Origin of the sequence: Halobacillus sp. Marseille-P3879, assembly GCF_900240285.1 — a bacterium.
GTDB lineage: Bacteria > Bacillota > Bacilli > Bacillales > Halobacillaceae > Halobacillus_A.
Genome location: NZ_OESS01000001.1, coordinates 1311968 through 1328409, shown reverse-complemented (window position 1 = coordinate 1328409; position 16442 = coordinate 1311968). Strand labels below are relative to the sequence as shown.

At 37.8% G+C, this 16442-nt stretch carries 10 protein-coding genes; 4 read left to right on the top strand and 6 right to left on the bottom strand.

What is annotated here, in order from left to right; all coding sequences use genetic code 11:
• Window positions 1-42 precede the first annotated feature (42 nt).
• Together C1A12_RS06490 and C1A12_RS06485 are read right to left on the bottom strand one after the other, a co-directional pair.
• Window positions 43-1161 (bottom strand): glycosyltransferase family 4 protein, encoded by a 1119-nt coding sequence (locus C1A12_RS06490; protein ID WP_101843013.1) that lies wholly within the window; start codon window positions 1159-1161, stop codon window positions 43-45.
• 41 nt (window positions 1162-1202) lie between these two features.
• Window positions 1203-1934: a WecB/TagA/CpsF family glycosyltransferase gene (locus C1A12_RS06485; RefSeq protein ID WP_101843012.1), complete on the bottom strand. Its 732-nt coding sequence runs from the start codon at window positions 1932-1934 to the stop codon at window positions 1203-1205.
• Window positions 1935-2065: 131 nt separating this feature from the next.
• On the opposite strand from C1A12_RS06485, the gene C1A12_RS06480 reads away from it, so the two are divergent.
• From C1A12_RS06480 to C1A12_RS06470, 3 genes are read left to right on the top strand one after another with little or no spacing between them, the layout of a single operon-like run.
• Window positions 2066-3532, top strand: coding sequence for an O-antigen ligase (locus C1A12_RS06480; RefSeq protein ID WP_159462153.1), 1467 nt, complete (start codon window positions 2066-2068; stop codon window positions 3530-3532).
• Window positions 3519-5030 (top strand): murein biosynthesis integral membrane protein MurJ, encoded by a 1512-nt coding sequence (gene murJ, locus C1A12_RS06475; RefSeq protein ID WP_101843010.1) that lies wholly within the window; start codon window positions 3519-3521, stop codon window positions 5028-5030. Before C1A12_RS06480 ends, murJ begins: the two co-directional genes overlap by 14 nt.
• Window positions 5027-6208 carry a glycosyltransferase family 4 protein gene (locus C1A12_RS06470; protein ID WP_101843009.1) on the top strand — a complete coding sequence of 394 codons (1182 nt, stop codon included), beginning with the start codon at window positions 5027-5029 and terminating at the stop codon, window positions 6206-6208. Before murJ ends, C1A12_RS06470 begins: the two co-directional genes overlap by 4 nt.
• A gap of 460 nt (window positions 6209-6668) precedes the next feature.
• On the opposite strand, the gene tagH is transcribed toward C1A12_RS06470, so the two are convergent.
• From tagH to C1A12_RS06450, 4 genes are all read right to left on the bottom strand, one after another.
• Window positions 6669-7478, bottom strand: coding sequence for a teichoic acids export ABC transporter ATP-binding subunit TagH (gene tagH, locus C1A12_RS06465; RefSeq protein ID WP_101843008.1), 810 nt, complete (start codon window positions 7476-7478; stop codon window positions 6669-6671).
• Between the two features lie 16 nt (window positions 7479-7494).
• On the bottom strand, window positions 7495-8310 hold the full coding sequence (locus C1A12_RS06460) for an ABC transporter permease (RefSeq protein ID WP_101843007.1): 816 nt from the start codon (window positions 8308-8310) through the stop codon (window positions 7495-7497).
• An 80-nt stretch (window positions 8311-8390) separates the two neighbouring features.
• Window positions 8391-10436, bottom strand: a complete 2046-nt coding sequence (locus C1A12_RS21565; RefSeq protein ID WP_101843006.1) for a CDP-glycerol glycerophosphotransferase family protein — start codon at window positions 10434-10436, stop codon at window positions 8391-8393.
• A 30-nt stretch (window positions 10437-10466) separates the two neighbouring features.
• Window positions 10467-13280, bottom strand: coding sequence for a CDP-glycerol glycerophosphotransferase family protein (locus tag C1A12_RS06450; protein ID WP_101843005.1), 2814 nt, complete (start codon window positions 13278-13280; stop codon window positions 10467-10469).
• A 504-nt stretch (window positions 13281-13784) separates the two neighbouring features.
• Between C1A12_RS06450 and C1A12_RS06445 the strand changes: the two genes are divergently transcribed.
• Window positions 13785-16358 carry an SH3 domain-containing protein gene (locus C1A12_RS06445; RefSeq protein ID WP_101843004.1) on the top strand — a complete coding sequence of 858 codons (2574 nt, stop codon included), beginning with the start codon at window positions 13785-13787 and terminating at the stop codon, window positions 16356-16358.
• The last annotated feature ends 84 nt before the right edge of the window (window positions 16359-16442 follow it).

Genomic DNA, 16442 nt, shown 5'->3' with positions numbered 1-16442 from the left:
TGTGCGCCTCCTTTCTGTTTGATCTTGATGATGTCGGCTGAATTACACGTGTGATTCTACTTCAAGGGGTGATTTATACATCAAGTCATAAATTTTAGTGACTTGCTGTGCGAGATGGTTTGAGGAATAACGGCTGCGAGCAAAATTATAAAAACGGTCTCCCATTAATTTTCTTTCCTCGGCATCCTTTTCATAAGCTGAGTGAAGAGTTGCGGTAATATTATTACACTCGGTTACCCACCCATATTTATTAGATGGGACCAACTGAGGAACTCCGCCAACATTTGTTGTAATAACAGGAACGCGGGCCCGTGCAGATTCTAATAATACCAAGGGAAAACTCTCGCTTTTAGAAGTAAGCAAAGTAACATCCATAAGAGGAAGAAGGGAAGAAACATCTTCACGATGTCCTAAAAAATGCACATGACCGTCGAGCTTACAGGTGGTACACATTTGTTTTAATTCCTGCTCTCTTGAACCGTTACCAATTAACACTAAATGGGTGTTCGAATTTTTTCGATTCAACTCTGCAAAAGATTGGATCGCTAATTCGTGTTGTTTGACTGGTTCAAGACGAGCCACCATACCTATAAGAAAATCATTCTCTTCAAAGCCAAATTCCTCACGGTAACTATTTTGGTCAGGGAGAACATTAAAATCTACGCCATTGTAAATTGTAGAGATTTTTCCATGGTGCACACCGATATTTAATAACAGATGCTTAAAGCTGTCTGAAATCGCTAAACAGCGATCAGCTTTACGAATTGCTCCCTTATGAAGTCTGGCAAATAGCTTTCCTTTTGTTCCGTTCCCCATGAAGTCATCATCTGGGTTGCTATGAAGCGTCAAAACCCAGGGAATAGATAATGAAGGCTTCAGCATGTTCATTAATACATTAGCACGAGGACCATGAGTATGAACGATGTCGATGTTTTCTTCCTCAATATAACGCTTAATATGAAGCAGAACTGATAAATCATAAGGGAAGCTTTGATTAAAATTTACGGTATCAATCGATAACTGCCGGGCTCTGCGGAACATTTCTCCATCTTCTAATACGCCGAGGATCACTTCATCATGATCCAGCATATTTAATAATGATAAGATATGGCTCATACCACCGCCCGTTTCATTACCCGCATTCAAATGAAGTATTTTCATATGCAAATCCCCTCATTTCTACCGTCATTGCTATTAGAGTGCTACTTTTTTAATAAAATATGCCAAATGAATCTTGGCAATTGCAGCATTCGTTTCCAGCGAGCCGGTTGCTTGATTAATCTGTAAAACCACTCAAGATTCAGTTTCCTCCAGATTGCAGGCGCCCGTTTAACATGCCCGGCTAATCCATCAAAACTTCCTCCCACCCCCATAAATAACCCGTGGGAAAATTCATTCCTAAATTGATGTATCCACTTTTCCTGATTAGGAAATCCTAATCCTACAAATACAATGTCTGGTGAGCTGCTTTTAACAGTATTGACCACTTTGGGGTCATTTAATTCAAAATATCCATGATGGTAACCTGCCACCACAAGATCAGGATATTGTTTTTGTACTTCGGAGACAGCTTTTTGGAGCACGGTTTCTTTCGCTCCTAAGAAATAACATCTCAGCTTCTCACGATCGGCTTTCTGGAGTAAATCATGCAGTACATCATAACCTGCGATTCTTTCTGGTAATGGCTGCCGCATTATTTTAGAACCAATGATTACACCGATCCCATCTGCGATTACGTAATCAGCCTGTCTTAGAATGTTTGCATACTCAGGATCTCGATCGGCTTCCATTACGATTTCTGGGTTTGCAGTAACTAAAAAGACATTGTTGCTTTCCATCAAATCAGGAAACAAATACTGACCAAGTAATTGATCGTGAGTGGTATTTAAAAAAGGAATTCCTTTAATTTCAACATACGCTTGATTTGTTCTCATCACAAGACACCTTCCTATTATTTAACAAAGTTTAAAATGATATTTACAAAGTTCTTACATGACACGGATAGATTTACAGCCATTGCAGGCTTATGATAGAAGGAAGGCACCACTTTTTCAGGAGTGTTCAAATGAATGAATTTAAATACTGGCTATTTTCCTTACATATTGTCCTAATTGCTATAGGGCTTACCTTCCCATCTGAATTTTTAGGTTATATAATATCAGCTATTATTGTGGGGACAAATTTGTTTTATCTCAAAAATGGAATCATGCTGCTCTTCGTCGTATTTCCAGTTCGTCCATTTATGGTTGAAGTTAATGGCGGACTTGCCTATTTAGCTGATTTTATTATATTAACCTCCTTATGTGTAGTCCTGGTAAAAAAGTCTTCATCACTGAAATATTGGATTACAGAATACCGCTGGTTGACTTTAGTGTCTGCTTTATTAGCTATTGGGCTGTTTTCCGGTCTTTACAACGGTGTTTCTTTCGCTGCAGGTATCTTTCAAATTCGTTCCCTGCTGATCACATTCTTTCTTTTAATTATTGGAAAAGAAGTAATTTGGTCGAAGGTCGATCTCAACAGATTGATCCTTATATCTATTGGTACTGCATTAGTTGTTTGTGTCCATGGGTGGATAGAAAAATTAAGCCTTCGTCAATGGCTGCTTCCAGCTTCATGGAAAGAATGGAACCTTTCTGCGGCCAATGAAATGCGGATTTATGGATTAATTGCCAACCCTAACGTTCTTGCAACCTATCTTCTCATAATATTTTTCAGCACCTTCTTATTAAGGAGCACTACCCTGAAAAACTGGCATCTAATAATTATTCGGACTTTAATTGCGGGAACAGCTTTACTTACGTATTCCAGAGGAGCCATGCTTGCATTTGCCACAGGTGTGATCTTGTTTATCATTTTGAAAAGGGCATGGAGACAAGTTGTGCCCCTGCTGCTTTATGTCGTTCTAAGTTTTACAGTTATCTATTATCCAATTGTAAATGCTTCCGAAGCGATTAACGAATCGGGTTATTTTTCCCAAGCATCAGAAGAACATACGCCCGACGAAGTAAGCAAAAAAGAACCTTCCCCTATTATAAAAGAGAACAATGTGCTAATTGAAAGATTTAAAGAAATGTTTTCAAGTGAAACAGTTCAGGCGAGTGCAGAATGGGGTCGTATTTACGTGGTTTTAAAGGGAGTTGAAATCTTCACGGATCATCCACTGTTTGGCACCGGATTTTCTACTTATGGGGATGCGGCATCTCAAACTTATAAATCACCTATTTACGAGAAATATGGAATTCCTGAAAACCTTTATGCAGATAACCAATACATTTCTCTATTAGTAAGCACTGGACTCTGCGGCGTTATCCTGGCTGCGATCCTGATGTTTCTATTAATAAAGAAAGCATGGAGTATAGGAAATAACCAATGGCGCAGTATAAGCTTAAGTGCTATTGCAGTCCTACTTACAGCCGGGCTTTTTTATAATATTCTCGAAGATAAAACTTTTACTCTTTACTTCTATTTCCTAATGGGTTACGTATTAAATAACAATCTAAGCATGGAGAATCGTTATGAAATGGATTAAAGTATTCGGGATGATTACGGTCCTTTCGGGATTAGGTAAGTTTTTAGGCTTTTTCAGAGAAGCCCTTATTGCTTCTCTATTCGGGGCAAGTGAAACAGCAGATGTTTTCTTTGTTGCTTATTTAATTCCTACTATTTTATTCACTGCCCTTGGAACAGGTATACAGGCCGGTATTATTCCTTTGTACGTTCAGAAACAAAAAAGCTCCCAAATGGAAGCCAGGGCATTGTTAAATAAATTGGCTGCTCTGTTTCTGCTTGTTTCATTAGCTATCACTTTAATAGGTATGATTGCTGTGCAACCGCTAGTTTATTTGTTTGCCCCCGGATTTAATGCAGAACAATCTGATTTAGCAGCGGGGCTTACTTTAATAATGATGCCCTCGTTACTATTTATGACTGCACAATCTTTTACCCAGGGGATTTTACATGCTGAAGGCAAGTTCGGTCCTCCGGCATGGGCACCGATTGTTAATAATACAGGTATCATTGCTACTATGTTTCTCTTATACCAATGGTTAGGAATTTACGGGTTAGCTGTTGGAGTATTTATTGGAAGTGTTTTGCAAATCATTGTTCAATGGCCATTTCTTCCTTTGAAAGACTTTAAATGGATCTGGCCATGGAAAGAATGGTCTGCTCTTAAGAACTTAATTCTACCCTTCTGGCCAATAATACTTGCAGCTTTAGTCGTTCAATTGAACAGTGTTGTCGATCGTGTTATAGCTTCCTTCTTATCAGACGGCAGTGTATCAGCTTTAAATTATGGAAACCGGTTACTCTGGCTGCCATTGAGTATTCTGTTAATGCCGATTTCAACCATACTCTACCCGCAATTAGCGAGACAAGCGGTCGAGCATTTTAACTCCTTTATACAATTGGTGCACAGAGGGATAACTATCATCATTTTATTTTCCATTCCCCTCATGAGTATTATGATCGTAGAAGCCGGACACCTTGTTTCTATCGCTTTTGAAAGAGGAGCCTTTGATGAACGGGCTGCCGCTTTAACATCAACAGCTTTTCTTTTCTATTCAGCGGCTCTTCCTTTCTTCGCCCTGCGTGAATATTTAATGAACAGCATCTATGCATGTCATTCAAATCATACGGCGTTAAAATCCTGTGTAGCAGGCGTTATAATAAATATCGCTTTAAGTCTTACATTGGCACCGTTCTTTGGTGTGGGCGGCATCGCAGCTGCTACCGGTGCTTCTATGATAGTTCAGTCCCTATATTTATATTTACATCTTATAAAGAAAACTGGTAACAGCACATCTCCTTTTAAAAAAGACTGGGTGAAGTGTCTTATTATTTTCTTAATCATCCTTCCGTTAGCCTGGGGAATTGCGGAGTTTTGTTCTCCGCTAAACAAGTGGATGGAATTAATGGTGGTAACCACCATCACTTTCCCATTATTCGGAATTATGTTATGGGTATTTAACGTTGAATCATTCAAAAGAGAATGGAACTACATTTTGAATCGAGGTGCCTCAACATGAGAATTTTAATAACGACCATTTTTGATTATCCCCACGAAGGCGGGCTTTCCACTCATATTTATACTTTGAAGAAAGGATTGGAACAAAGTGGGCATTCCGTAAAAGTTCTCTCCTTCTCTGAGCTCCCAAATTGGAAAAGAAAAGTATATGCTCAAGGGCCCGGGTTCCTATTAAATAAAGTGAAACACGGTAAAGGTCAGCTGTTTAATGACTTTCAGCGAAAGCAGTTATTATCAAAGCTTATTCTAGAAAATCATCATAACTTTGACGTTATAAATTCTCAAGATATTTTCGCCACACACGCCTCGTTAGACAGTCCATTACCAGTTGTCGCAACGATACACGGATACTATACGTATGAAGCAATCAGCAGAGGAGCGATTGATCCCAAGACAAATGAGGCCGCCAAAATTAAAGCCCTTGAAAAGAAAGCTTATACCGGTGCAGAGATGAACGTAACTGTAGACCAACGGATTTGTGATTACGTGAAGGAATCTTCCAGGGCTGAAGCTCATATTATCAGGAATTTTATAGATACTGAACAATTCAACCAAGTGGCACCTGCCGGCAAGACACGAAAACGGTATCAGTTACCTGAAAATGCACAAATGTTATTCGTTCCTAGAAGGTTAACAGAAAAGAACGGGGTCATTTATCCGCTGCTGGCATTAAAAAATATGATAAAAGACTATCCGGAAACCATCCTCGTTTATGCAGGAACCGGTGAACAATATACGGAATTAAAGAATACAACTGAGGAATTTGAGCTTCAAAACCATGTTTATTTTCTTGGCTCTGTACCACACCAGGACATGGTCGCTCTCTATCAAACCTCCCAAATTGTCTTAATTCCTAGTGTTCATTCCCACGGTGTCGAAGAAGCTACCTCTATCTCAGCTATTGAAGCTATGGGCTCAGGTACACCAGTTATTGCCGGAGGAGTAGGCGGGCTAAAAGAGTTAATAGCCCATAATAAAGATGGTTTACTATTTAAAGACAGAGATGAAAACGAATTAGCAGCACATATTCGTTACCTCATAGATAACCCTGAAAACGCTGAAGCCCTTGCTGAACAAGCCAAATATAAGGTGGTCAATCAATTCTCCCATTATACGGCATCCCAAAGGTTCACCGAATTATACAGCAAAGCCATAAAAAAGAAGAGCATTTACTCTTAAAGAGTAAATGCTCTTCAGCTTGTAGAGAAACCCCGTGTTTTTCTGCAAGCTTTTTTTGTGTGCACGGGCGGGCACATACCACTCGCTTTCCACGGACGAACGCCCGATCCTCCTCGTGAAACCCACACTGCGGGGTCTCGGATCGCCCGTTTTTCCGTAGGAGTCTCGCAGTATTCGCCAGCACGTAACCGAAAAAGACTCCCCTTCACCTAGCTAACCCTTGCTATGCCACATTGGTCTGGCTCTTCATTCTAACTCACGTTCGGAACTTATACCATAAAAATAACCGATGAACATCAGTCTCTTTTGACTGAAACAAAAGATCACCGCCTAAACCGATTCTTATCTATAGGATAACAAATGAACGCGGTGTAAAATAAAAGAGATCAGAAAAATTCAGGCTGTCGAGAAAGTCTCGACAGCCTGAAGAGCATTCACTATTAAAAGTAAATGCTCTTCTTTATTGAACAGCGGCTTGCCTGCCGCTTCTCTCCTGCATCACTTTTTCCTGATATTGCTTTTTTTCATTTTTAGACATCTTTTTAAATTCTTTCAGGAACTCTTCATAATGGTCTAACACTTCTGAGGAGGGTCCATACTCTTTTACTTGTCCAAATTCCAGCCAAACCACTTTCTCGCAAAACTTTCTCATTTGACCAATGGAGTGACTGACAAAGAACATCGTCTTTCCGCTTTCTTTAAACTCATACATTTTGCTTAAGCTTTTCTCAGCAAAGGCCTTATCTCCTACAGAAAGGGCTTCATCAATTAACAAAATATCCGGGTCGACATTTACGGAGATCGCAAATCCTAAGCGTGATTTCATACCGCTGGAGTAAGATTTAACCGGTTGATCGATAAATTTCTCCAATTCTGCAAATTCGATAATGCCTTCTTCTAACTCATTAATTTCTTTTTGACTAAAGCCGAGCATCAGCAATTTTAACTCGATATTCTGCCGGCCGGTAAGTTTTCCGTCAAGTCCGGAGTTTACGGCAATTAACGCGGCCTGACCTTTGACTTCGACAGATCCCGTCGTTTCTGGCACCACCCCGGCAATAATATTCGACAAGGTGGATTTACCGGAACCGTTGACACCGATAAAACCAACGATATCACCTTCATCTACATCAAAACTTATGTTTTGAAGGGCATAGAAATCTTCTCCATACGATTTGCCAGGAACCACAAGGTCCAGCAGTCGTTCACGAGGATTAGAGAATAATTTATATTTTTTTGAAACATCGCGTACAATGACGGATTTCGCCATAGAATCACATCCGTTTTTATAGAAAATCTATGAAATGTCTTCTGAACTTAACGTGAAGAGCCGCTCCAATAATAAACAGCACAGCAATCACACCTACAAAGTAAATCGTGTATTGCCATTCTTCAATAAAATACCATCCTTGTCCTAATAAAGAAGTTCGGTAGGATTCCACTACATAGTAAAAAGGGTTAATTTTCATAAGAATTTTTAACCAGTTTAAATCTTCACCGAATTGACTGACATCCCACAAAATCGGAGAGAGATACAGCAGCATTCTTAACGTTGACTGCAGAAACATTTGGACATCCCGCACAATGGTAGCCAGCGTTGAGGTGATTAAAGAGATAGCATACAACAGTGCTAATACTCCAAACATATAAAGAGGAATCTGGATGTAATAAATACTAACCGGAAACCCAAGAATGTTCAAAATAATAATCACTAAGGCTAATAACATGAGATGAGAGTAAAACTTCGAGAAAATCACGTAACTCGGAATTACACTCATTGGAAAATTCATTTTTGAAAGCATTTTAATTTTTTTAAAGATGGATTTCGAAGCTTCCAGGAGCCCCTGGTTGATCATAAACCAAACGACGATACCCGAGAGCATCCACGGGAAGAAATCGATGCCGCCTTCGCCGACACGATTTCGGATCCCAAATCCAAACACAAACCAGTAAATCGAAATTTGGATCGCTGGGTTTAGTAATTCCCAAAGCATGCCTAAATAATTGTTCATGTTCGAGCTTTTTATTTCATATAAAGATAAGCGTCTGACAAGGTAAAAATAGTTCACTTGTTCTTTTATTACTGTTAATGCAGACTTCATAATGGTACCTTCCTTAATCCTTCAAAGATCGTAACACCCGTCAAATTATACTAAGGTTTACAAAGAAAAACAACAAGTGATTATTTAAATACGGTTTCGACTACCCTCTTAGACGATTCCCCTGTTTCCCAAGCACAGAACCGCTCATAAAATTGTTCAAAAGACCCGCTCAACTCAAAGCCGCTGCGTTCAAATTCCTTAATTGAATCGATGACTTCTTCAGTCGTTTTTGCAAGCGGTCCAGGTGCTTCTTTTTCCAGGTCAAGATAAAACCCACGTAAACTGTCACGGTATTCGTCAATATCATAAACGTAAAAAATAATTGGTCTTCTTAAGTTTGCATAGTCAAAGAAAACGGACGAGTAATCAGTGATTAAAAGATCTGAGATCAAATATAAATCGCGTATGTCTTCATGTTTAGAGTAATCAAAAGCAAACCCTTCAAACGGTCCTAAATCAAAGTTTTCAGCAATCAGATAGTGCATACGAAGGACAACGACATACTCGTCACCAAGCTCATCTCTCATTTTTTGCAAGTCAAGACTTAAATCAAACTTATACTTCCCTCTTTGATAAAATTGATTATCTCTCCAGGTAGGTGCATACAGAACGACTTTTTTATCTAAAGGAAGTTCAAGCTTTTCTTTTATTTGATCAATGGTTTCCTGATTATTTTCCTGAATGAGATAATCGTTTCGCGGGTAGCCTGATTCAATCATGTTTTTCCCAAATAAAAATGCACTCTTAAATATCTCACTCGAATACTGGTTAGGAGCCACTAAATAATCCCATTTATTAGCTTCCTTAATAAAGTTACTCTTATACTTTAAAGTATTAGTCCCAGGCATATGCACTTCATCCATGTCAGCTGCCAGACGCTTTAACGGAGTCCCATGCCAGGTCTGGACATATTCTGTATCTTTAGGCTTAGGCAGCCAATTAGGCAGTCTTGTGTTTGTAACCCAGTATTTTGCACGCGTCATTACAAGCAGCCATTTAAGAGAAAAACGTCTCACTACCGGAAGTCCTCTTTCAACGAATTCCTCATAATGCCTGCGGTCTGCACTCCAGATAAGGGTGTAGGATGGAGTGTTTTCTTTCATGTATTCATATAGCGCCCTTGGGCTGTCGCTGTATTGCTTACCGTGAAAGCTTTCAAATACTACTAAATTGTGCTTGCTCGGTAAATAGCTTACAAGTTGGAACACTTTTTTATAAAACTTAAGTGCTCTTTTCCCTCTTCTTGCTTTGACAATTTCTTTTTCTAATTTATTTGTAAATTCTTTCACGATGTTATCTTCTAACATGTGAATGGTTAAATAATTGGCGATTTTACTAGTCGATATTTTAAACTTAACATTTATATCCTCGAAGGAAGTTACAAATATTTCTTCTAGTGAATCTTTACTATAATATTTTAACCGTGGACTTTCTCTCCACATTGTCTGGTTTCCGTCGTCCGTCTCAAGCTCTATAGAACTGATCAGATAATTCGGCAATTCTTCTGTTACAGTTTCGGGTAAGTCCACCTCAGTGGTGAAAAAGTGAAAACCTTCAGATGGCTGTTCCTCAATTTGTAAAGGATGCCTTGACTCTACATTCAGTGCATCTTTTAAAAGAAGGTTGGCGTCACTGACATTTCTAAGATTTACTTCTTCTAATAAACCTTCGACTCTCAGCTTACCCTGATCGGATAATTGAACATTTGTAATACCGGCAAAAAAATCAATCTCACTGAACCTAAAAGAGACATTCCCCTTTTTAGTAATATAAGGATGGAATGTTTTACCGCTTTCTTCTTCTTTAATCCTCATTAACTCAATTGCATTCTTGGTCGTTCGAAGCCTGTGGTTCCCCTCTCCATTTTGGAGGTACAGATCCCATATCTCGCCATTTAACAGCTTGGTTTTCCATTTCCCGTAATCCAGTCTTGCATAAAGAAGCCTCAAATTTTCATTGACGTCTTTTTCTGTCAGAGGAAGATTAATCTCTTCAGAAGATTGTCTGTTAATAAGGATCAATCTGTTTATACGATCATCTTCTTTAGATATAGGGATGTAAAGAGACATTTGTTGGTTCTTATGCAGTTTAATATCAGCTACACTAGGTTTTAATCTTTTTTTCATCTTAGTAATGACCCCTTTTACCTTGTCTAGTTATACTTCTTTGACTTTATTGTACACTCTTTGACAATTATTTTTATCCATTTGCGAAAAGATTAGATGCTTTTTATCTGCTGCACTTGCTTTCTCGGAAAAATTATTTTTTACATATTCCTTAACAGTGCTGATTAATTCATCCTCAGAATAGCATATATCTCCTATGAAGGTTTCCTCAATAGGCCTTAATATTCCTTTTCTAAAGAAAGAATCCGGGTCGAAGTGATAGAAAATTACAGGTTTAGCCATATAATTGAAGTCGAACGATACCGATGAGTAATCTGTAATCATAAGACTGCTCTCGAGAAGGAGTTCCTGCACGGTTTTCTCACCTAAACGCAGAACTTTAATCTTTTCATGCTTAACCTCAAAGTTATTAATAAAAGGCTGCATACGATAATGAGGAAAAAATTTTAATTCCACATCGTAATCAGTTAACAGCTGATGAAGCGTTTTATTCTGAAGCATACTCTTATATTTTTTATAATACTCCGAATCTAAGAAATCACGTTCATTAAGAAGCCATTCCCTCCAAGTTGGAATAAACAATATTGAGCGATTATTGCCCTGGTTCTCTAACAGGGAATCAAATCGCGTTAACCCTGTCACCACTACATCTTCCTTATTATAGCCTAGTTTTCTCTCAACTAATTTTTTTTCGGGTTGAGAACTAACGCAGAACACATGAAAAGGATACTTATAATATTGTTTGTGATATTCGACATTCTTTCTTCCAAGTACCCCGTGCTGAAGAAAGATTCTCTTTCCATGTTTATAAGAATTAAACTCTATCCCCTTAGCAGGTAAAAAATATTCTAAATCATGCGAACCAATGAGAGCAGTCGCTTGTGAAGCCACTTTATAATGGTCAATGGATCCTATATGAACGACATTCCCTAAATGCTCGATATTTAAAAGGTCTTCGGAATCACTTTCAATGGCATAGTATACCTTCATATTCGGATAGTTTTCCCTGCAAAATTTAAAGAAGTGATAGCCCGTATCCTGCGCAGTGTTGGACCGTTCACCAATCAACCATATTTCTTCTTCAGGAGGGGTTCTGATTTCAGTCGATAGATATTCCATGGCTTCGGTCGGAATATGATTCGTTTCTATTTTAATATTTCCACTTGGTGTATAAGTAATGTAGGCAATTTCACAGCCGTCCTCCCTGGACATTACCTCTCGAGCGAGAACGTCATCTTTGAAGTAATCGAATTCTTCTCGTCCTATCCTTCTTTCTTTCACTATATTCTTATATTTAAATTCAACATAGAGATCAAATACTTTTTTCATTTTTGTAGTGGAAGAAATAAATTCGTTTAAATTAATCTCAACTTCAAACCCACTATAGTGATATCGGTACCCGAACTTTTCAAGATTATTATGCTTTCCTTTAAGGGGAACTTTATAATCTTCTTCTGTCTCCCTTTCTCTAATAATCAAATTCCTTGTAACCTCTTCCTTCTCGACCCATTCCACAGTGTCTAAGTACGCATAGCCGCTTAAATTCAGGTGACCGTGGGCCAAATTCAATGTGTCGATATTTCTTTCCACGCTTAAATCTTTTTGCACAATAGAAAGTTGTTCATTTACTGTGGGGTAAAAATAAATTTGATTTAATTTCTCACCTTCAAACTCAACTCTCGACTGGTAAGCAATTTCCTTTATGTTAAGTCTGAATCGATACCTTCTCTTTATATCTAAAAAAGGAATTTGCAGATAAACATCCCATCTATGTTTTTCATTCTCACGGTTCGAAATTACCTCTTGATAATCTAAATCAAAAGTAAACTCATAATGATCGTCCGCTTTAGGATGAAGCTTAATTGGCTCAAAATGGGATTTACCATTATTTCTTTTGGCAATGAATAATTCGGCCTTTTCTATATCATGATCATTATTTATAAATGCCCCGTCCATAGTCCCGCTGCATTTAACTTTATACTTACTAACAATTTCAGCTTTTATATCTAGTATTTGAACAGCAGCTGATTTAACAGTTGAAGATAAACCATCATTTTTCGTTTTATAAAAAGTGTGCCATCTAGATTCTCTCTTTACATTAAACATTTGAGAATCCAAGTTTTCGATTAAATTATTTTCTATAAGAATACGGTAGTTCTTATCATTATTTACTTCCAGATAAAAATCCCATATTCCTTTGGAGGGATGTATATCGTTTAAGTTCACTTCCGCTCTCCAATAGTTCCCATCAAAAATTGTAGGAAGTCTATAAGAAAGATTGGAAGCTCTTTTTTTCATAGTAATTTGACTGTTCGATTTAGTTTGATTATCACTAAACAACCAGCCGCCTAGTTCAGCCTTATGATTGTCAAGAAAAACCCGGATCACACCATAAGGAAGCTCATCAGATTCTCCATAATAATGCCTCTTTATCACCTTTATACTAAGGTTGCCTTTAATAGTGGTGTAAGGAACAATTAAATCGTCTTCAAGTTCATGGGCGTGGGAAAAACCCTTCAGATCTTCGAAGAGCTTTCTGTCAGGCTTTAACCGTATTTCTTCCTCACCAATTCTTATGTAAAAAGCAATCTTCGGAGCTTCTAACACTCCATTATCTGTAATATTTATGCAGGCACTCCCCTCTTTATCGATGTTTGTCTCGTTCATTACTTGATTATTTTTCATATCCCGAACAATGAGCTTGGATTTTTTCACTTTAGCCGTCAGGGTCACATAAAGACTGGTATTACGGATTATGATGGATTCTGCCTTTATATCTTTTTTAATCTCTTCTTGAGGAACGTCACCTTTAAGACTGTGTATGATTTTACTGATGTTGAGCATTTCAGTTCTCCTCCCAAGAATGTATGGCAATAACTTTTATAAAAAACTCCATAAAATCTATTCTATACATTCTTAAAAATCTCATCAACTTAACAAGTTATGTATTACTCTCCTTCGTACCAAATTTATGTTTCAAAAATGTTACTTTCATTTAATCTATTACTATTGTCATTCTCTTAAACACTGAAAAACCAAGTCTAATATTCACTTCCCTTAATCACAAGAGTCCTTTAATTTAAAATTTGTGAGCAAAATGTATTATTTTTCGTCATATTTCGTTCATTTTTTTGTAATGTGATGTTATACTATGTCCATAATAATGAACAATAAGAAAATACTAGAATTTAATTAATAGTTTTGTAGGACTTATCATAAAATATCCCTTTTAGTTACTTTTTGCTGGTCATTACTATTTAAAATACCTTTTGAGAGGGTGAGGCTTATGGAGCATTCTACTTAAAAGTAATGATCACACAAATTAGTAACTAGGGGGTATATATGTAAATGCAGTCCAGCTCTTCAAAATTATTATTGGTTTTATTGTTCTTAGTACCATTATTCATTTATGTACCGGAACCCGGACAGCAAGCTTTAGCTGAAGAAGAATTTAAGGGAATTGCCTTAAAAAATAACACTACTGTTTTTAGCGATACCAGCAGAAGCTCTGATGCATTAAAACAGTATGACCAGGGACACATTTTAAGGTATCGTGAGTATAATAATAACTGGTATATCGCGACAGTTTATTTAAATTATCAAGCTCACACGGGTTACATACATAAAGATGATGTAGAGAACTCGCTTTCTTCTCAGGAATCGTTAGAAGGAAGGGCCAATAATAAGGTAGTAAGTGTTTACGAAGATGCCAGTACCAATTCCAAGGCATTGAAGTCTTATGGACAAGGACATATTCTAAAATACAAAACCTTTTCCAGTAATTGGTACGAAGCTACGGTCTATTTAAATCACGAACCACATACAGGCTATATACATAAGAACCATGTAGAGACATCCGTTGATAATCAAGAAGATTTAACTGGGATAGCTTTAAATAATTCTACCCATGTTTATTCTAAAGCATCAAAGAACTCCGAAGCTTTAAAGTCTTATTCAAACGGAACAATTTTACAGTATAAGTCTTATTTAGGTGACTGGTATGAAGCTACCGTCTATTTGAACCACAAGCCTCACACAGGCTATATTCATAAAGACGACGTAGAGACCGGACAATCTAACGGGCAAAAAGGATCAGGAGTTGCTCTTTTAAAACCTACCAGGGTTTATTCAGACGCATCTACCAGTTCTAAAGTTTTAAAATCTTTTTCTCCAGGAGCTGCCATCAACTACAAAAGATATTCAAACAATTGGCACACTGTAGAAGTTACTGTTAATGGTAATAAAGAGAATGGGTACATTCATGAAACCCATGTTGAGCAGCCTGCTGACTCCAATAATGATCATAAAGGGATTGGACTTCAATCCCCTACGCATGTATATGAAGCAGCCTCTACAAATTCAAAGCCATTGAAGTCTTACAGCCAAGGAAAGGTACTGCAGTACAGAGATTTTTCTGCGAATTGGTATGAAGCTACTGTTTACTTAAACAACAAAGCCCATACTGGATATATTCATAAATCTCATGTAGAAAACCTTTCGGGTGATCAAGAAACTGTTAGAGGGTTAGCAGCTGTTAACAATACGACAATGCACCAATATGCATCTAAAAACTCGAGCACCCTTGAATCTTTTGACCGAAATGACATTCTAAACTTAAAAACATTTAGTAATAACTGGTATGAAGCTGAAGCGTATATTAATAACTCAAAGCGCACCGGCTACATTCATAAAGACCAAGTCAGTGTAGAAAACTTAGTCTATGAAAATACTAGTTATGATCATGATTTTGATAGTGTACTGGATATTCAAATGACCAGAACACCTAAAGCAGACGGAGCAGGTAGAGTAGCGGCAAGCAGAGAACAGGTAGAATACTATTTAAACCCTGAAAACTTCGATGAAAACTCCACAAGTTTTTACCAGTTTTTAAAGCTCTCTCAGCCTGCAGGCTTAAGTGCTTCTGAAATTAATGACAAGGTACTCTATAATTCGGGCATTCTACAAGGGAAAGCTTCATCTTTTGTAGAAGCAGGTCAGCGCCATAATATTAATGAAGCCTACTTAATCTCCCATGCCATTCACGAAACAGGTCATGGTTCTTCAAAATTAGCCCAGGGTGTTCCTGTGGATAATAAAGGTAATGTAGTAGATGAAAATGAAAAAGCTCATACTGTATACAACATTTACGGCATTGGCGCAGTCGATGATGCACCGATTTCAGGCGGAGCAAAGCGAGCCTTTAACGAAGGCTGGTTCTCTCCAGAAGAGGCAATCGTTGGCGGTGCTCAATTTGTATCAGTAAATTATGTCCATAGAGGTCAGGACACACTTTATAAAATGCGCTGGAATCCAGATAGTCCTGGTAAGCACCAATATGCTACCCACGTAGCCTGGGCAGATATCCAGACCAGAACGATCGCTAACATTTATGATGCGCTTGATAACTACGTTCTTGTATTCGATGTGCCTTCCTATGACGGACAACCTTCCTCTATCCCTGAACCCGATCCAGAGGAACCTGAAGGGACCTATATTGATTACCCTGACAATGTAAAAGGTGAAGTCGTTGTACAGGCAGGATCAAACTTAAACTTAAGAGAAGGTCCTTCAACCAATGATTCAATCCTCACTTCCATTCCAAGTGGTTCTAAGATTGATGTTATTGGAACAAATGGATCGTGGTACGAGGTTCAATTCAATGGTAAGACGGGGTGGGTCAGCAGTGAATTTATAAAACTACTAAATCTTCTCGAAGTCACTGTATCCGACTTAAATGTAAGAACAGGCTCATCGATTAACCATCAATCCATAGGGAAACTGCAAAACAATAACTATGTGGCTGGTGTGCTAAACAATAATAACGAAATAGTTACAGACAATGAATGGTATAAGATATACTATGAAGGATCAGAAGCATGGTCCAGCAGTGGGTCGAATAATAATTATCTTATCGAAAAGTAGCGTTACAAAGAAAAAGGATTTCTTCAATCTATTTGCGAAGAAATCCTTTTTTTTATAAATTTATAGTCTAACAATATCAGGATT

Excerpts from the sequence above, each read along its gene's own strand:
- tagH (WP_101843008.1), bottom strand. The coding sequence starts at position 7,478 with ATGGCGAAATCCGTCATTGTACGCGATGTTTCAAAAAAATATAAATTA.
- C1A12_RS06490 (WP_101843013.1), bottom strand. The coding sequence starts at position 1,161 with ATGAAAATACTTCATTTGAATGCGGGTAATGAAACGGGCGGTGGTATG.
- C1A12_RS06445 (WP_101843004.1), top strand. The coding sequence starts at position 13,785 with ATGCAGTCCAGCTCTTCAAAATTATTATTGGTTTTATTGTTCTTAGTA.
- C1A12_RS21565 (WP_101843006.1), bottom strand. The coding sequence starts at position 10,436 with ATGAAAAAAAGATTAAAACCTAGTGTAGCTGATATTAAACTGCATAAG.
- C1A12_RS06470 (WP_101843009.1), top strand. The coding sequence starts at position 5,027 with ATGAGAATTTTAATAACGACCATTTTTGATTATCCCCACGAAGGCGGG.
- C1A12_RS06460 (WP_101843007.1), bottom strand. The coding sequence starts at position 8,310 with ATGAAGTCTGCATTAACAGTAATAAAAGAACAAGTGAACTATTTTTAC.
- C1A12_RS06480 (WP_159462153.1), top strand. The coding sequence starts at position 2,066 with ATGAATGAATTTAAATACTGGCTATTTTCCTTACATATTGTCCTAATT.
- C1A12_RS06450 (WP_101843005.1), bottom strand. The coding sequence starts at position 13,280 with ATGCTCAACATCAGTAAAATCATACACAGTCTTAAAGGTGACGTTCCT.
- murJ (WP_101843010.1), top strand. The coding sequence starts at position 3,519 with ATGAAATGGATTAAAGTATTCGGGATGATTACGGTCCTTTCGGGATTA.
- C1A12_RS06485 (WP_101843012.1), bottom strand. The coding sequence starts at position 1,934 with ATGAGAACAAATCAAGCGTATGTTGAAATTAAAGGAATTCCTTTTTTA.